The organism is Streptomyces luteosporeus, from assembly GCF_039532865.1.
Classification (GTDB): Bacteria; Actinomycetota; Actinomycetes; order Streptomycetales; family Streptomycetaceae; genus Streptomyces; species Streptomyces luteosporeus.
In genome coordinates, this window is the sequence record NZ_BAAASL010000014.1 from 159,663 (window position 1) to 175,025 (window position 15,363).

The following is a 15,363-nucleotide window of genomic DNA, read 5'->3' on the forward strand; positions in this document are numbered from 1 at the left end:
GGCGCCACCCTACTGCCAGCGTGTCGCGAGGACCCAACTAGCCCTGTCACAAGACCGTGATAGTCAGGTGCACATGACCGATCCCTCGCTCTACCGGGCGGCCCCGGCGCGCTACGACTCCATGGAGTACCGGCGCACCGGCCGCAGCGGGCTCAAGCTGCCCGCGATCTCCTTGGGACTGTGGCACAACTTCGGCGACGACCGCACCCTCGACTCGCAGCGGGCGATCCTGCGCCGCGCCTTCGACCTGGGGGTCACCCACTTCGATCTGGCCAACAATTACGGGCCGCCGCCGGGCTCGGCCGAGCTGAACTTCGGCAAGCTGCTGGAGCAGGATTTCCGGCCCTACCGGGACGAACTCGTCATCTCGACGAAGGCCGGCTACCTCATGCACCCCGGCCCGTACGGCGAGTGGGGCTCCCGCAAGTACTTGTTGTCGTCGCTGGACGCCTCGTTGCGCCGGATGGGTCTGGAGTACGTCGACATCTTCTACTCGCACCGTTTCGACCCGCACACGCCGCTCGAAGAGACGATGGGCGCGCTGGCGTCCGCGGTGCAGCAGGGCAAGGCGCTGTACGCGGGGGTGTCCTCCTACAACGCCGAGCAGACACGCGAGGCCGCGCGGCTGCTGCGCGAGATGGGCGTGCCCGCGCTGATCCACCAGCCGTCGTACTCGATGATCAACCGGTGGACCGAGGACGACGCGCTCCTCGACACGCTGGAGGACGAGGGCATGGGCTGCATCGCCTTCGCGCCGCTGGCGCAGGGCCTGCTCACCGACAAGTACCTCCAGGGCGTCCCGGAGGGCTCGCGCGCCTCCAGGGGCACCTCGCTGGACCCCGCGCTGCTGACCGGGCAGGTCGTGGAGCGGCTGCGCGGGCTGAACGCGATCGCGCAGCGCCGGGGCCAGACGCTGGCGCAGCTGGCGCTGAGCTGGGTGCTGCGGGACGAGCGGATGACCTCGGCGCTGACGGGGGCCTCCAGCGTGGCCCAGCTGGAGGCGAACGTCGCCGCGCTGGGCGGGGCACCGCTGACCAAGGAAGAACTGGCCGAAATCGATGCCCTTGCCGTGAGTGCCGAAGGCGTCAATATCTGGGCCCAGCGCGGCTGACCCGGGCCCGCGGAACCGGCTTCCGCACGGCTCGTCACGGAGAGTGACCAGAGGGAAAGAAAAACGGGCCGGTCCGTGGGGGGGATACGGACCGGCCCGAGGGGGGGTTTCCACCATAACCGGTCCGGGGCCGTGTTCGGTGCATCGAGGGGGGTGACAATCCGTGGCGTGCTGACCCGGAGCCCCCTATTCGATCTTGAATACACCTCTGCGCGGGGCCCCGCCGATGGCCGGAGGACCCTTCAGTACTGGGCCTACGGCGTAGAACCGGCCATCCTGGCGCGTTGTTCAAAGGCGTCCGGCGTGTCAGCCGAAAATGTCTTGCAAAGTCATCATCCGCTTGACGCCATTCCGCATTTTGGACGTGATCATGGCGAGAACGTAGCCGACATCACACCCGGATGGCGGCAGGTACGGGCGCGGCGCGGGCCACCGGCCCGTCCATGACGTCATCCCCCGGCCCGCAGCAGCACCCCCACCCATGCCCCCGCGATCAGGAACGGCCCCAGCGGGATCGTGGCGCCGCGCGCTGCGCGCCCCGTCAGGCGCAGGGCATTGCCGTAGAGGGAGCCGAGCAGCAGGCCCGCGAAGGCGCCCGCGAGCAGCGCACCCCAGCCGTACCAGCCCAGCACGCAGCCCAGCGCCGGGGCGAGCTTGACGTCGCCGAAGCCCATGCCCGCCGGATGCAGCAGGAACAGCACCAGGTATCCCCCGCCCAGCACGGCTCCGCCGAGCAGGGCCCGCGGCCAGGAGCCGGCCGCGCCCGGTATCAGGGCGGCGACGCCGAGCAGCACTGCCACGCCCGCCGCCAGCGGCAGCGTGAGGACGTCCGGCAGCCGGCGCACCGACCAGTCGACGCCCGCCAGCACCACCCCCACCGGTGCGGCCAGCAGCCACACCCCGAGCTCCGGCCGCGCCCCGGCCGCCGCGGCCAGCGCCGCGCACGCCAGGGCCGTCCCGGCGGCGGACCACGGCGCACCCGGCCCGTACCGCCCGCCGCACACCGCGCAGCGGGCCGGGCCCAGCCAGCCCGCAACGGCGTGGCCGCAGGGTGCGGCCGTGCGCCACGGCTCCTCCGGCGCCACGGCCAGCCGGTACCGCGCCCGCGCCGCCAGGGCACCGGCCAGCGCCCCGTACACACCGCACACGGCGATCAACAGCGAGTACATGCCGCGAGATTACGCACGTTCGGCGCATCCCGTCCGGGCCTGTGGAAAACTCCGGCTACCCTCTGGCCATGGCTCGCCGGCAGCACGACTGGGTACGGGACGGTTCCGCCCAACTCCGCGTCCCCGCCTCGGGCGTGACGATGCCGGTCGAGGTGGCCGCCTCGGCACGGTCCCGCACCCGCGGGCTCCTCGGGCGGGACGGGGTGGAGGGCGGTCTGCTGCTCGTCCCCGCCTCCGGGGTGCACACCCTGGGCATGCGCTTCCCCATCGACGTGGCGTACCTGCGCCGTGACTTCACCGTCCTCGCCGTGCGCACCATGCCGCCGGGCCGCATCGGCCTGCCGCGCCTGCGTGCGCGCATGGTGCTGGAGGCCGCGGCCGGGGCCATGAGCGCCTGGGGGCTGCGGCCGGGCGACCGGCTGGAGCCCGTCCCCCGGCCAGGGCCGTAGGACCGGGGCACAGGACCGGGCGCAGGACCGGGCACAGGAACAGGACGGGAACACAACCGGAACAAGATCGTGACAGTCGCGGGGCAGCACCACGAAACACCCGGACAAAACGTCATCCGCCGCCCACCGACCGCTATATCAGATTGACTTCGCCTTCGGTCCGGGATTCCGGCACGCATTCAATATGACGAAACTTCGTGCGAAGATTCCGACTCACCGGTCAGCCCAGGCCGGTTTGACAAGAGGAAACTTCGTGAAGCGAAAGACGCTCATATCCGTTATCGGAGCAGGACTCACCGTGGCCGCCGCGGGTGTTCTGCTGCCGTCCACGGCCATCGGTGCACAGGACAACAACACGGTGGACAGGGCGACGACCGATTCCTTCGGCCGCCTCGCCGACGCGGTGCTGAACGAGCGCACTGCGGCCCTCCTCGACGGCCGCCGGGTCACCAGACCGGGCGACCTGCACGACAAGAAGGTGCGCGTGGCCTCGGGCCTGGCCCGCACCGAGACCTCCGGCCTGAGCTCGCTGCGCGACCGCAAGAAGGTCCTGGAGCAGCTGGGCGAGGTCTACAGCAACGCCGAGACCAAGGTCAGCACGGACGGCGTCCGCATCAAGGGCCGCACCGCCACCGTCCAGGTCACCGAGACCACGGTCCTGACGTACAAGAAGGTGCGCGGCGACGAGCCGACGACCACCGGCTTCCAGGCCCACCACGAGCTGACGTTCACCCGCGGCTCCAAGGGCAGCTGGGAGCTGTCGACCATCCGCGCCAAGGACGAGGGCCCGCGCGCCGTCAACCAGCCGGTGACGGCTCCGGCGCCCGCGACCGACGGCGACGGCTACCCGAAGGCGACCCCGGCCGCCATCACCTGGCCGGCCCGCCCCGCGCCGAAGACGCAGAAGGCCGGCGGTTACGACTACAAGGCCATGGCGGCCTATGCGGAGAAGTACTGGAGCCGGTACAACCCCGCCTACCCGAGCTTCAACAAGGGCGGCGGCGACTGCACGAACTTCATCAGCCAGGCCCTGAAGGCCGGTGGCTGGAAGGACGCGCCGGGCTCGGAATCCGACTACACCAAGTGGTGGTACAACTCCTCGAACCGGAGCCTGAGCACCTCCTGGGTCGGCGCCAACGAGTGGTCGTGGTTCACCCTGTCGCAGAAGCGCGCGACCAACCTGCAGAACGTCTACCAGATGGACGTCGGTGACATCCTGCAGATGGACTTCGACCGCGACGGGTCCAAGGACCACTCGATGATCGTCACCTACCGCAGCCGCATGGGCGTGCCGTACGTGACATACCACTCCACCAACACCTTCCGGAAGTCGGTGGCGAGCATCATCGCCTCCAACCCCGACGCGGTCTACTACGCGTACCGCACCTGACAGGTGCCCTTTTCCGCGGTGGGTCCGGCCGGGCCCACCGCCCACTCGTCTCACTTCTCTCACTCGTCGCGGCGGCGCGCCGCCAGGCTCCATGCGCCGAGCCCGATCAGCAGGGCGCTGCCCGTGCCGATCCCCGCGTAGCCGAGGATCCGCAGCCGCTCGCCGCGCCGCGCCGCCCCGGCCGCCGCGACCGGCTCCACGCCGGTGACCTGCCGGCCCCCGCCGCCCGCGCCGCCGCCCGTGGCGACCGCCGGCCGCGCGCCGGCCACGGACACGGCGAGCGCGACCGGCACTCCCCCGTCCCCGCGGACCTTGGGGCTCACGCTCACCTGCAGGTAGTACCAGCCGGGCAGGCTCATCCCGCGGGCCGCCTCCCCGCCGTCACCGCCGTCGTTCGCGGCCGGGGGCGTGGCCAGGGAGACGGTGGCCGGCCGGCCCTGGTAGCTGCCGGTGCGGTTCATGACGTAGCCGCGCCCGGGGTTGTTCAGGCCGACCCGCAGCCCGCCGACGACGTACGGGCCGCGGTCCGCCGCGCCCGCCCCGAACTCGGCGTCCGCGAAGAGCTGTTCGCCGGCGTCGACCCGCACCCGGTAGAAGCGCGTCTCGCCCGGACGGATCGTGTCCTGCCACGCCCCGGGCGCGATCTCGGCGGCGTCGTCGAAGCCCGTGCCGCCGTGCACCCCGCGGGCGCGGCCCGTCGGACGCGGCGACGGCGGCTGCGAGCTCCAGCCGCCGGGCGCGGTCGGCAGCGCGGCGGCGATCGTGTGCCGCGGCGGCCCTGCGGTGTACTTCAACTCCAGCTGTACGGGCGCGGCATCGCCGCCCGTCGCGTCCCCGCGCCGGACCACGAAGCGGTACGTACCGGCCTTGGCGCACGCCCCGCCCGACGCCTTCACCACGCGCTCGGCGTAGTCGGCCAGCGGGTACGCGCCACCGGTCGACGCGAAGGAGCGGTGGCGCACACCGCCGCAGGCGGTGCCGTCCGGTGCCAGCAACAACACGTCGATGCCGTCGCGTAAGCCCATCCGGCTGCCGGGCCGGGGCACGGCGACGACGGAGACGTACGCGCTGGCGCGGTCGTCCAGTTCCACGCCGTAGGAACGGGTCTCGCCGGGGGCGATGCTGTCGGTGTACGCCGCCGGGTCCGCCGCGAGCACGGGGGCGTCCCCGCCGGCGCCGGCGGCCCCCCGCACCGGGCTCGCTCCGGCGGCCGGCCGGTAGGCGGCCGGCCCCTCGGCGGCCTGTGCGCCTGCCGTTCCCGCCGCCAGCACTCCCGCCACCCCCATCGCCGTCGCCGCCCCGACGAGCCGGCCCCTCATCTCCCGCCTCCCTCACCGCGCTCCCCTGCCGTCCCCCGCCGCCGCGCGGGCCCCATCCTGCCGCGCGGGGGACGGCCGCGCGAGCGTACGACCCTTCCGGGCAGGGCGAGTTGGGCGAGCAGCGGGACGTGCGGTGTCCGATGCAACCGAAATCGCCTGTTCGGTCCGCCCGTTGGAACCGGAAGCGGAGATACCGCGTCCTCAACAGCAGTGCGTCTCCGGTACGGTTACCGATCAGTTCCCGCCACGGCTATGGCTGGAACTGATCGGCAATTCGAAAGGAGCGACCATGCGTCGCCGCATGACCGCCATTGTTCTCGCCGCCGCCCTCGCCGGTGGCGTCGCCGCCACCGTCGCCCCGGCCGCCCAGGCCGCAGGCATCACCTGTGACGTCGCCAAGCTGCACAAGGAGGCCGACACGCTCAAGCGCGAGGCCGCCCGCCAGAAGAGCCAGGGCCAGCGCGAGGCCGCCCGCCGCACCCTCGACCGCGCCAGCCAGATCGAGAAGCGCATCCACCAGTGCGAGGCCGCCGACCGCAACACCAGCGGCCCCTTCGGCGGCTGACCACCCCTCCTGACGGCACACCGCTCCGGCCTTCCGTACGGGAGGCCGGAGCGGTCGTCTTTCACGGCAGGACGACGAGCCCGTTCCGCTCCGGAGCCCCGGAGTGCCACGGATCCGCGCTGACGGCGTTGGCGTTCACACTCACCATCCGGCTGAACGGCCCGTCATCCGCACTCGCCGGCCCGGCGAGCAGCCCGAAGAACGCGGTGATTCCGACGAGGACGACGGTGAGACGGCGCACGATGTGCCTCCAGATGCAGAACGGGTCGAAACACACCCGCTCTGCCCGGACCCGGACGGCCCGATGCACCCCATCACCCGTACGGGAGCGAGGAATCGATCCTCCGCCGCTCCCCCCTCAAGCGATCGCCGCAGCGTAGTCGGCAGCCCCGGCCCGGGGCAGGTTCACCCAGACCTTGGTGCCTTCGCGCCCGGGCGCGGGCCGGATGACGCCCCACTTGCCCTTGCACTCGTGCACGACGCACGCCAGCAGATACAGCATCCGGTTGCGCCGCGCCGCGCACCGCGCGGAACCGTCCGCCTCGGAGTGACCGGAGTGCGGATCCCACAGCGTGATGCACACCCCCTCCACTTCCCGCCGCCACCGCAGCGACAGGTACAGCACCTGACCGGGCTCGAACAGCGCCGCACACGCGACGAGTTCACCGGTCGCCTGCAGGGCGGGCGGCACGAGGTCACCGAGCCCGTGCGCCTCCAGGGCCCGGAGCACACCGGCCCGGGCCACCGCCACGGCATGCGGCTCACCGGGGATGGCATAGCTGTAGGCAAGGTCGTACGGATCCCGGTGCTGGATCGAGGCGTGCCGTACGTGCTCGGCGACATCGGGTACGGCGGGGTGGACGACCGGGCAAAGGCTGACGGATGCCATGCGGCGCTCCCGTAGGGGGTGGGTGAGTGATGAGCACGCGCCCCCGGCCCTCGCGGTGGCCTGTCCCCCGCCCGTGGAACGGACGTCGGATGCGCTTCCGCTGCGCGGGGCTTTGGCGGTGCGGCATCGAAGCTAGGCCGGATCCGTGGCACAGTGCCACTGCTCCAGTGGCTATTGCCCCTAACGAGTGAGGGTTCGTGCACATGGGTACGTCCGCGCCGATCCGCCGGTAGGAAGGTGGCATGCCACCCAGGAAGACACCGACCGAGCGCCAGAAGCGGCTGGGAGCCGAACTGCGCAGGATGCGGCTCGCCGCCGGGCGATCGACCGACTACGCAGCCGGGTTGCTCGGCGTCGACCGTACGAAAATCTCCAACATCGAGGCCGGAGTGCGCGTGATCACGCCGGAACGCGTGCGCTCGCTCGCCTGCAACTACGCCTGCTGCGACGAAAAGTACATCGAGGCACTGGCCGCCATGGCCGCCGAGCGGGAGCGGGGGTGGTGGGAGGACTTCAGGGGCACGGTGCCCGCGGGCATGCTCGACATCGCCGAGTTGGAGTGGCACGCCACACGGGTATTCACCTCACAGGTCATGCACCTGCCGGGCCTGCTGCAGACCGAGGACTACGCCCGGGCAATCTTCGCGGCAGTTCTGCCTCCCATGCCGCGGCTGGAGGTCGAGCTCCGCGTGGCACACCGCATGCAACGACAGCAGGCTTTCGAGCGGCAACGGCCCCAGCACTACGTGGGATACATCCACGAGGCCGCCCTGCGCATGCAGTTCGGAGGGAGACGAGTGACGGGCCGCCAGCTGAACCACCTGCTGCTCATGTCGGAGCGGGACCACATCGTGCTCCGGGTCGTCCCGGTCGAGACGGGCGCCTTCCCGGGCGCCGGCCACGCGATGTTGTATGCGGAAGGCCCCGTACGGCAGCTCGACACAGTGCAGCTGGACTCGGCGGACGGGCCGATCTTTCTCTGCGCCGAGTCACAACTGGAGCGGTACCGCTCGCACCTGGACTGGATGGAACGGTCCGCGCTGGATTCCGCCCGTTCACGGGACTTCATCCACGGCATCGCAAGCGACCTCTGAGGAGGCTGCCATGCCCGAGATCACCTGGGAAGACCCCTACTGCGCCGAAGGAAGCGCATGTTTCCGCTTAGGCACCGACGAGGCCGGCAACGGCTACATAGCTGTCGCCGGAGACGAGGACCACTACCTCACCGACACCCGCGAAGCACTCCGCACCCTCATCCGCGACATCAAAGCCGGCAAGGCCGACCACTTGCTGTGACAATGGAGGAAGGCACTCACCATGGACCGCATCACCTGGGAAGCCCCGTTCTGTGGCGCAGGAAACAACTGCTTCCGCTTAGGCACGGACGAGGCCGGCAACGGTTACATAGCCGTCGCCGGAGACGAGGACCACTACCTCACCGACACCCGCGAAGCACTCCGCACCCTCATCCGCGACATCAAAGCCGGCAAGGCCGATCACTTGTTGTGACGTGCCGGGCCCGGAGGGCGGTCACTTTGCCTCCACTCCTCGCGTGGAGTCGCGCGCGCTGTCCAGGACCTTCTTGCCCTGCCGGTCGATCAGGCGAGTCACCGATTCCTGCAGGACGCCGAAGATGACCGCCCAGGCGACGATCTGGGGGCCGTTGTCCAGGGCCGTCAGGCCGGGGACGACGCCGCCGTGGATCAGGAAGATCCCGAAGAGTGCGGCCAGGGCGCCGACGGGGAGCCTGAGCAGGATCAGCATCATGGGGACGGAATAGGGCGTGGTCGTGCCCTGGATGTCCCGCAGCGAGATGGCCCCGGCCAGGGCCGCGGCGCCGAGGCCCGACAGCTCCACGAGCAGGACGTCGCGTCCGGAGGCGTGGGGGCCGACGGGGCAGGCGACGGCCGGGTGCAGGTTGTCGGGGGTGGGCGGCTGCTCGAAGCACAGGTTGCGGGGGACGACGTGCGGTGCGGCGTACCCCCAGATGACGAACCCTGCTGCGATCAGACCGGTCGCTATCACCGAAATCAGCAGAATGTTGCGGAAGCTGCGCACCCGGGCACGCTCCGTCTCCTCCGCGTCGTGTGCCGCCAGGAGCGTGCTGATGGCCAGCTCCCTCATGTGCAGGCCGAGCTGATTGTTGGACGTCTTCAGCTCGCTTTCGAGGGCTCTGAGCCGAGGATCCTCGGAGCCGAGGTGCTGCCGCGCCTGGGCGAGGACGACCATGCCGTACCAGCGGAGTTCGTCCCTCGGCACGAGGCGCACGATCTTCACCTCGGCCTTGTGGATGTTCGAAAATATCCGGTCGATCGTTGCGCTCTTCGCGGACCGGGAATGGTAGTTCACGGCGTTTCGCGCTGCTGCCAGATGCGCGTTGGCCTTCTTTGCGAGCGCGGCGTCCTCGGGCTGGAGCGGTTGCGTGGTGATCCGGTCCATCTGCGCCTGCAGGTGGGCGATGTGTGCGCTCACCCGCTGGCGCCACGCCTGCGAGCTTCCTTTCGCGGCGACGTCGCCTGCGGCGTCCGGATCGAGGTGGGGCGCGGACATGACGGGCCCCTCAGGCCGGGACGGAGCGCAGCCGGTCGAGGAGTTCGGCGCCGTTCGGGGAGCCGAGGCCGGTGCAGGCGTCCCAGCCGTTCGCCGCGGTGAAGTGGCCGTTGTCGCCCTGGGTGATGTCGCGGAACCCGGGAGCCGTGTGGCCGGGGATCGCGCCCGGGTACAGCAGGGGCTGCAGCAGGCCCAGGGGGCGCCCGAGGGCCTCGGAGAGGCGGCAGGCGAGGGCCGCCCACAGCGGTGCCACCGCGCTCGTCCCGCCGACGACCTGCGGCTGACCGTCGACGAGGACCTCGTAGCCGGTCTCGGGGTCGGCGACGGCGGAGACGTCCGGCACTCCGCGCCCGGCGGGGTGGCCGGGCACGGTCGGCACTCCGGCCTGGGACTGCCAGGTCGGCAGCCGGAACGCGTGGCTCACGCCTCCCCCGGTGCCCTGGCCGTCGGTGTGCCACACCGTCTCGGACCGTACGGTGCCGTGCACCGGGTCGGCGTCCAGGCGGGTGCCGCCGCAGGCGACGACGTGCGGGCTGGAGGCGGGGAAGTCGGTGTGCGGCCTGCCGTCGGCCGCACCGTCGGTGCTGGCGTCGTCGCCGGAGGCGGCGAAGACGGACACGCCCAGGGCGGCGGCGTCGACCAGTGCCTCGTCGAAGAGGTTCCTGGACTGGGCGGTCCAGTTCGACTCGGCGGCACCCCAGCTGATGCTGACCGCCGCGGGAGTCGGGTCCGCGGCGACGGCGGTGGCCAGGGCGTCGACGAAGCCCTGGGCGCTGTTCGGGGCGAAGTAGACCACCTGACGGGCCCCGGGTGCGAGGGCGCCGGCCACCTCGATGTCGAGCATCACCTCTCCGTCGGGCCCGTCGGGGTTGCCGTCGGGGGCGTTCCCGGCACCCCCGATGCCGGCGGGGACGACGGCGGGGGCGGGGCTGATGCCCAGGCCGGAGAAGTACGCGTCGAGGTCGTGCTGCTCCGCCCCGCCGCCGAATTCCAGGAGCGCCAGGGTCCGCCCGGTGCCGTCCGTCCCCTGCGGGAAGTCGTAGACGCGGGCCAGGTCGGAGGGGGCGTACGAGGTGGGCGCGGCCGCCCGCATGCGCCGGAAGTGCGGGCGGACCTGCGGCCGGTCGTCCAGGCCCTGCACGCCGACCACGACGTTCTCCCACTCGGGCAGGATGCGCAGCTCGCCCTCGCGCTGGCGGTGCTCGGTCCGGCCGCCGGTCGCCGGATCGGGGCTCTCGACGCGCTCCATCGCCCCGGGGTCCACGACCTCGCGGATCCGGGCGAGCGGGCCTTTGAGCTTGACCTGGCGGGGGTGCGGGGCGTCGACCGTCTCCAGCCCGTGCTGCTCGGCGGTGCGTCGTACGAGGTCCACGTCGGCGGGGTCGGCGCCGTAGCGTTCGGCCAGTTCGTCCCGCGAGACGGTCTCCGGCCCCTGGACGAGACCGGCGGGGACGTCGGCGCGGCGCCGCAGCGTGAGGGTGACCTCGATCTGCTCGGAATCGTCGACCGGCCCGAGGGCGCGGGCGTCCGCGATCGGGGCGCGCGCGCTGTCCGGGAGGCCGACCATGTGGTTCCTGGTCATGATTTCAGTGTTCGCGCTGCGGCAAAGGGCTACAACTCAGCACCAAAAGGGCAGGTCAGCTGCCGCCGCGGGGGAAGGTGACCTCCACCCGGCGATTCTTGCGGCGCCCTTCCTCGGTGGCGTTGTCGGCGATGGGGTACTGCTCGCCGTAGCCGCGGATCTCGTAGTGGACGGCGGAGGAGCCGAGGTCCTTGGCCAGTTCGCGCTGCACCGCGTTGGCGCGCTCCTTGGACAGGGCGGTGCCGTGGTCCGTCGAGCCCAGGTCGTCGGTGAAGCCGAAGACGCGCACGGTCGTGGCGTGCTGCCGGCGGGCCTCGTCGGCGATCGTACGGATCCGGGAGACGGCCGCCGGGCCGAGGCCGGAGCTGTCCTTCTCGAAGAGGACCTCGGCCTGCAGGGCGAAGGTGACGTCGGTGTTGGTGTCCACGCGGCGCTCGCCGCCGTCGTCCGTCTCGACGACCGACTTGACGTCGAGCACGCGGCCCGGGGCGAGGCGGGCGCCGCGGCGCAGCTTCAGGCCGGGGGCGGTGGGGTCGGTGCGCACGGGCGCGGCGGTACCCGGCGCGGTGCCGGGTGCGGTGCCCGGCCCGGCCGCGACGGCGGGCGCGGCGGCCGCGGGTGCGGACAGCGCGAGGACGGTCGCGGCGGTGAGCACCGCCGTACGGGCGTGGGTGTGCGTCGGCACGGCCATCTCACCCCGAGATCCTGATGCGGACGGACGGCATGGTCGGCAGCTGGAAGTCCACTTCGGTGACGGCGGCGGGCGGTGCGGGGAACTGGGCGTAGACCGCGCGGCTCTCGCCCGGCCGGATGCCGACGAGGCCGGTGGTGCACAGGCACTCGCCGTCGGTGTCGCGCAGGACGAGGTAGCGCTTGCGGCCGGCCGGGTCGACGAGGGACGCCCCGGAGACGGAGGACTGCGACTTGATCTCCGTCTCCTTCGAGCGCCAGGCGACGGGCGTGTAGGGCTTGGTGCCGCGGTTGGTCACCGTGCCGCCCACGGTGAGGAAGCCGCCCTTGTCGCGCACGGCGGAGGTGAGGGTGACCACCACCCCTTCGGGCCCCTTGAGTTCGCCGAGCACGGCGGTGGGGGCGGGGGTGGGCGCGGCGCCGGCACCCGTGGTGGGTCTGCCGGCCGACTGCAGGTCGATGTTCTTCTTCCCCGCGTCGTCCCCGCCTCCGCATCCGGCGAGGGCGAGGGCTGTTGCTGTCACTGTCACGAGGGCTGCTGCTCCGGCGATCCGCGAGGTCATGGTCGCTGGTCCTTTGCTGGTCGCTGGTCGTTCGGGGCGTACGGGTCGTTCGGCTCGTACGGCGCGCGCGTCGACCCCGTCCGGCTCATTCGGTGAGCCGCACGGCGAACAGGTCCGCGGCCCGGATGCCCGCCGGGGGCTGCCCGGGGCCGACGACGAGCACGCTGCCGCCGCACAGCAGCCGCACCGCGCCACCGCCGCCCGTGCCGGGACCGGGCGGCGCGGGGGACGCCGTCGAGGAGGCGGAGGCGGAGGCGGACGGAGTGGGAGTGGGGGTGGGGGTCGGCGTGGGGGCGGGTGCCGCCGTGCAGCGCGGCTCCACCACCGCCTCGGCCGACGCCGTCGCGTGCCGCGCCTGCGTACCGGGGACGACGGAGTCCCCCACGGTGCGCTGCGAGGTCACGGTGACGGTGAACGAGCCGGGTGCACTGCCGGGCCCGCAACTGATCCCGGAGCGCGCGCCGTTGGCGCCCGCGTACGTGTCGGCCGCCGCGCACGCCTGTCCGTCCCGCGCGCCCCGGCCGGCCAGCCAGTCGGCCCAGCCGGTGCCGGTGCCCAGCGCGGCGAGAAAGCCGGTGCGCAGCTGGTCCCGGTAGTCCTGGGCGGCCGCCAGGGCGGCGGCGTCGGCCGCGGTCTGGGCGTTGTTGCGCAGTGCCCCGGCCCGGCCGACCGCGTAGAAGGCCAGGGCGAGGAAGAGCAGGGCCGCCACGGCGGTGATGTAGAGGGGGAACGCCTGGCCCGCGTCGCGGTGCGGACGGGGCCCGGCGCTCAGCCGGTGATCTTGCTGATCTGGTTGGTGATCGCAGTCGCGATCATCGTGCCGAAGTCGGTGGTGGTGAGCACCAGGATGATCGCCACGACCACCGCGATGATGCCGAGGTACTCGATCGACGTCTGGCCCCGGTCCTGCCACCGGCGGTTGCCCCTCATGATTCCCTCCTCGGGAGGCTTCGACTGTGTGCGTACGAGCCCATTGCCTTCCCCTGCGGGGAAGTTGGGACACCATGGGACTCACCCCCGCTCGGCGGCGACGCCTTCGGACGACGACTGTCCCATATCGCGTTGCAGCCGCGAAGGCCCTTCACGGTCTTCGCGCAATTGCCCGGCCGCCGCCGTGCCGGCCTGCGGCCCGTGCTCCGAACAGGGCGCTGCGTGGTGGGGGGATATGTGGGTGTGCTGGGACGCGTTCGCCATCGGGCGACTCTCCTCTCACCGGTCCTGGCATGCTCAATCCCCCGTGATGGAGCCGAAGTCGGTGCCCGAGCCCAGGAAGAACCCCGCGATCAGCAGGATCATCGTCCCCGGGACCATGAACGTCGTGATGACCATCGTCGCCTTCGGCACGGCCCGGGCCGCCCGCCGCCGCGCCTGCTGGGCGTCCGTGCGGCGCATGTCGGTGGCGATGCCGATCAGCGTGTCGACGATGGGGGTGCCGAGCTCCTCGCCCTGCTGCAGGGCGGTGACGAACCGGGCGACCTGCTCGGAGTCGTTGCGCCGGCGCAGCTCCTCGAAGGCCTGCCGCCGGCCGACGCCCATGTCCAGCTGGCGCAGGGTGATGCGCAGTTCGTCGGCCCACGGGCCCTCGTAGCGCTCGGCCACCCGGTCCAGCGCCTGCCTAAAGCCCAGGCCCGCGCTGACGACGACGGCGAGGACGTCCAGGAAGTCCGGCAGCGTGCGCTCGATGGCGTCGCGCCGCTCGCGCACGGCGACCCGGATGCCGATCTCGATCCAGAACAGGCCGAAGGCCACCAGCAGCACGGCGGCCACCGGCTGCCCCTTGGCGAGCATCACCAGGGCCCCGCCGAAGCCGAGCGCGCCGTAGACGGCGCGCCGGGCGGCGTAGCGGTCGACGGTCAGGCCGCCCGGGTTGCCGGCGCGGTCGATCCGACGGCGCACCCGGGCCACGCGCTTGTCGCCCATCAGGCGCAGCACCAGCGGCGCCCAGCGCATGCCGAGACGGTCGACGGCGGAGCCCACGGCCGTCGTACGGCTCGCGCCGACCTCCAGGGCGACGGCCAGGTCCGGTGGCAGCCGCGCGTCGCTGCGCAGCAGCGCGATGCCGTAGCAGGCGCCCGCGACGGACACGCCCGCCAGGAGGGCCAGCAGCAGGGCCGTCATCGGCTCCATCGGCGACTCCTCACACGTCGATCTTCGAGAGCCTGCGGATGAGGAAGAACCCAGCCCCGTACAGGGCGAACGCCGCGACCACCGCCGTACGGCCCCACCAGTCGGCGGTCATCCGGTCGAGCGAGCCGGGGGCGATGCGGTCCATCAGCAGGAGCGTGCCGAGGCCCATGAGCGGTACGACGTAGGCGGTGACGGTCACCTGCGAGAGCTGGGTGCGCACCTCGCGCCGCGTCTCCTTGCGCTCCTCCAGGGTGGCGGTGAGGTTGCGCAGGGAGGTGACGACGGTGCCGCCGGCCCGGTGGGAGAGGACGAGGGTGGTGACGAGGACGACCAGCTCGCGGGAGGGGAGCCGGTCGGCGAGTTCGCCGAGGGCCTCGTCGACGGAGTGACCGACGGCCAGCCGGTCGGCGACCCGGGCCAGCTCCTCGCCGGCCGGTGCCTCCATCTCCTCCGCGGCCATGCCCAGGGCGGTGCGCAGGGCGAGGCCGGCCTGGGTGGCGTTGGCGAGGATGCGGGCGAGTTCGGGCAGCTGGTTGATGAACTTCTCGATCCGTTTGCGCCGCTGCCAGGCCAGGAAGCCGTGCGCCGACCAGACGGCGACCACCGCCGCCGGCGGCCCGAAGAACGGCGCCAGGAACGTGGCCGCCAGCAGCCACAGCCCCGCCGCCGCGACCACCGTGTACGCGGCGAACTCGCCCACCGTCACGTCCAGCCCCGTCGAGGCGATGCGGTGCTCCAGCCGCCGCCCGGCGCGGGTGGCGCGCAGCCGGCGGTCGACGCGGCGGAAGGGCCGCCCGCGCCCGGCGGGCGCCGGGGGCCCGGTGTCCGTCAGGCGCTCGACCAGGGCCTGGTGCCGGTCGCGCCCGGTGAGGTACGCCCGTACGCCCGTGACGGCGAGGGCGCCGCACAGCAGGGTGGCGCCGGTGGTGGCGGTGGTCAGGAGTGCCGAGTGGTCCATG

Annotated in this window: 19 protein-coding genes; 7 read left to right on the top strand and 12 right to left on the bottom strand. The window is 72.3% G+C overall.

The features are described from left to right. Window positions 1–73: 73 nt before the first annotated feature. Entirely contained in the window at window positions 74–1,111 is a 1,038-nt protein-coding gene (gene mgrA / locus ABD361_RS19805; RefSeq protein ID WP_344436671.1) for an L-glyceraldehyde 3-phosphate reductase, read from the top strand. 449 nt (window positions 1,112–1,560) lie between these two features. Here mgrA and ABD361_RS19810 read toward each other — a convergent pair whose 3' ends face one another. After that, window positions 1,561–2,280, bottom strand: coding sequence for a prepilin peptidase (locus ABD361_RS19810; protein WP_344436670.1), 720 nt, complete (start codon window positions 2,278–2,280; stop codon window positions 1,561–1,563). A 68-nt stretch (window positions 2,281–2,348) separates the two neighbouring features. Between ABD361_RS19810 and ABD361_RS19815 the strand changes: the two genes are divergently transcribed. Continuing rightward, window positions 2,349–2,729, top strand: coding sequence for a DUF192 domain-containing protein (locus ABD361_RS19815; RefSeq protein WP_425583260.1), 381 nt, complete (start codon window positions 2,349–2,351; stop codon window positions 2,727–2,729). Window positions 2,730–2,982: 253 nt separating this feature from the next. Further along, a complete protein-coding gene (locus tag ABD361_RS19820) occupies window positions 2,983–4,119 on the top strand; it encodes an amidase domain-containing protein (protein WP_344436669.1) in 1,137 nt (378 codons plus the stop codon). A gap of 59 nt (window positions 4,120–4,178) precedes the next feature. On the opposite strand, the gene ABD361_RS19825 is transcribed toward ABD361_RS19820, so the two are convergent. Then, a complete protein-coding gene (locus ABD361_RS19825; protein WP_344436668.1) occupies window positions 4,179–5,438 on the bottom strand; it encodes a hypothetical protein in 1,260 nt (419 codons plus the stop codon). 289 nt (window positions 5,439–5,727) lie between these two features. Here ABD361_RS19825 and ABD361_RS19830 point away from each other — a divergent pair, with 289 nt between their 5' ends. Continuing rightward, a complete protein-coding gene (locus ABD361_RS19830; protein WP_344436666.1) occupies window positions 5,728–6,003 on the top strand; it encodes a hypothetical protein in 276 nt (91 codons plus the stop codon). A gap of 61 nt (window positions 6,004–6,064) precedes the next feature. Here the strand turns inward: ABD361_RS19830 and ABD361_RS19835 are convergent, their stop codons facing one another. After that, complete coding sequence (locus ABD361_RS19835) at window positions 6,065–6,244, bottom strand: hypothetical protein (protein ID WP_344436665.1); 180 nt, start codon at window positions 6,242–6,244, stop codon at window positions 6,065–6,067. A 117-nt stretch (window positions 6,245–6,361) separates the two neighbouring features. Further along, window positions 6,362–6,892: an ATP-binding protein gene (locus ABD361_RS19840; protein ID WP_344436664.1), complete on the bottom strand. Its 531-nt coding sequence runs from the start codon at window positions 6,890–6,892 to the stop codon at window positions 6,362–6,364. A 242-nt stretch (window positions 6,893–7,134) separates the two neighbouring features. Between ABD361_RS19840 and ABD361_RS19845 the strand changes: the two genes are divergently transcribed. Genes ABD361_RS19845 through ABD361_RS19855 form a run of 3 tightly spaced genes read left to right on the top strand, consistent with a single transcriptional unit; the run spans window position 7,135 to window position 8,401 of the window. Beyond that, a complete protein-coding gene (locus tag ABD361_RS19845; RefSeq protein WP_344436663.1) occupies window positions 7,135–7,986 on the top strand; it encodes a helix-turn-helix domain-containing protein in 852 nt (283 codons plus the stop codon). Window positions 7,987–7,996: 10 nt separating this feature from the next. Then, on the top strand, window positions 7,997–8,188 hold the full coding sequence (locus ABD361_RS19850) for a hypothetical protein (RefSeq protein ID WP_344436662.1): 192 nt from the start codon (window positions 7,997–7,999) through the stop codon (window positions 8,186–8,188). Window positions 8,189–8,209: 21 nt separating this feature from the next. Beyond that, a complete protein-coding gene (locus ABD361_RS19855) occupies window positions 8,210–8,401 on the top strand; it encodes a hypothetical protein (RefSeq protein WP_344436661.1) in 192 nt (63 codons plus the stop codon). Window positions 8,402–8,422: 21 nt separating this feature from the next. Here the strand turns inward: ABD361_RS19855 and ABD361_RS19860 are convergent, their stop codons facing one another. The 8 genes from ABD361_RS19860 to ABD361_RS19895 all read right to left on the bottom strand — a co-directional run bounded on the left by ABD361_RS19860 (window position 8,423) and on the right by ABD361_RS19895 (window position 15,362). Next, complete coding sequence (locus ABD361_RS19860) at window positions 8,423–9,442, bottom strand: hypothetical protein (protein WP_344436660.1); 1,020 nt, start codon at window positions 9,440–9,442, stop codon at window positions 8,423–8,425. A gap of 10 nt (window positions 9,443–9,452) precedes the next feature. Then, entirely contained in the window at window positions 9,453–11,024 is a 1,572-nt protein-coding gene (locus ABD361_RS19865; protein ID WP_344436659.1) for a S53 family peptidase, read from the bottom strand. Window positions 11,025–11,079: 55 nt separating this feature from the next. Next, on the bottom strand, window positions 11,080–11,715 hold the full coding sequence (locus ABD361_RS19870; protein ID WP_344436658.1) for an OmpA family protein: 636 nt from the start codon (window positions 11,713–11,715) through the stop codon (window positions 11,080–11,082). 1 nt (window position 11,716) lies between these two features. After that, entirely contained in the window at window positions 11,717–12,277 is a 561-nt protein-coding gene (locus tag ABD361_RS19875) for a hypothetical protein (protein ID WP_344436657.1), read from the bottom strand. A gap of 85 nt (window positions 12,278–12,362) precedes the next feature. Beyond that, on the bottom strand, window positions 12,363–13,049 hold the full coding sequence (locus ABD361_RS19880; protein WP_344436730.1) for a pilus assembly protein TadG-related protein: 687 nt from the start codon (window positions 13,047–13,049) through the stop codon (window positions 12,363–12,365). Continuing rightward, entirely contained in the window at window positions 13,046–13,207 is a 162-nt protein-coding gene (locus ABD361_RS19885; protein WP_344436656.1) for a Flp family type IVb pilin, read from the bottom strand. Before ABD361_RS19885 ends, ABD361_RS19880 begins: the two co-directional genes overlap by 4 nt. Window positions 13,208–13,504: 297 nt before the next feature. Next, window positions 13,505–14,395: a DUF5936 domain-containing protein gene (locus ABD361_RS19890; protein ID WP_425583266.1), complete on the bottom strand. Its 891-nt coding sequence runs from the start codon at window positions 14,393–14,395 to the stop codon at window positions 13,505–13,507. Window positions 14,396–14,414: 19 nt separating this feature from the next. Then, the gene (locus tag ABD361_RS19895) at window positions 14,415–15,362 is read right to left on the bottom strand and encodes a type II secretion system F family protein (RefSeq protein ID WP_344436654.1); all 948 of its coding nucleotides are present in this window, start codon (window positions 15,360–15,362) and stop codon (window positions 14,415–14,417) included. Between the last annotated feature and the right edge of the window lies 1 nt (window position 15,363).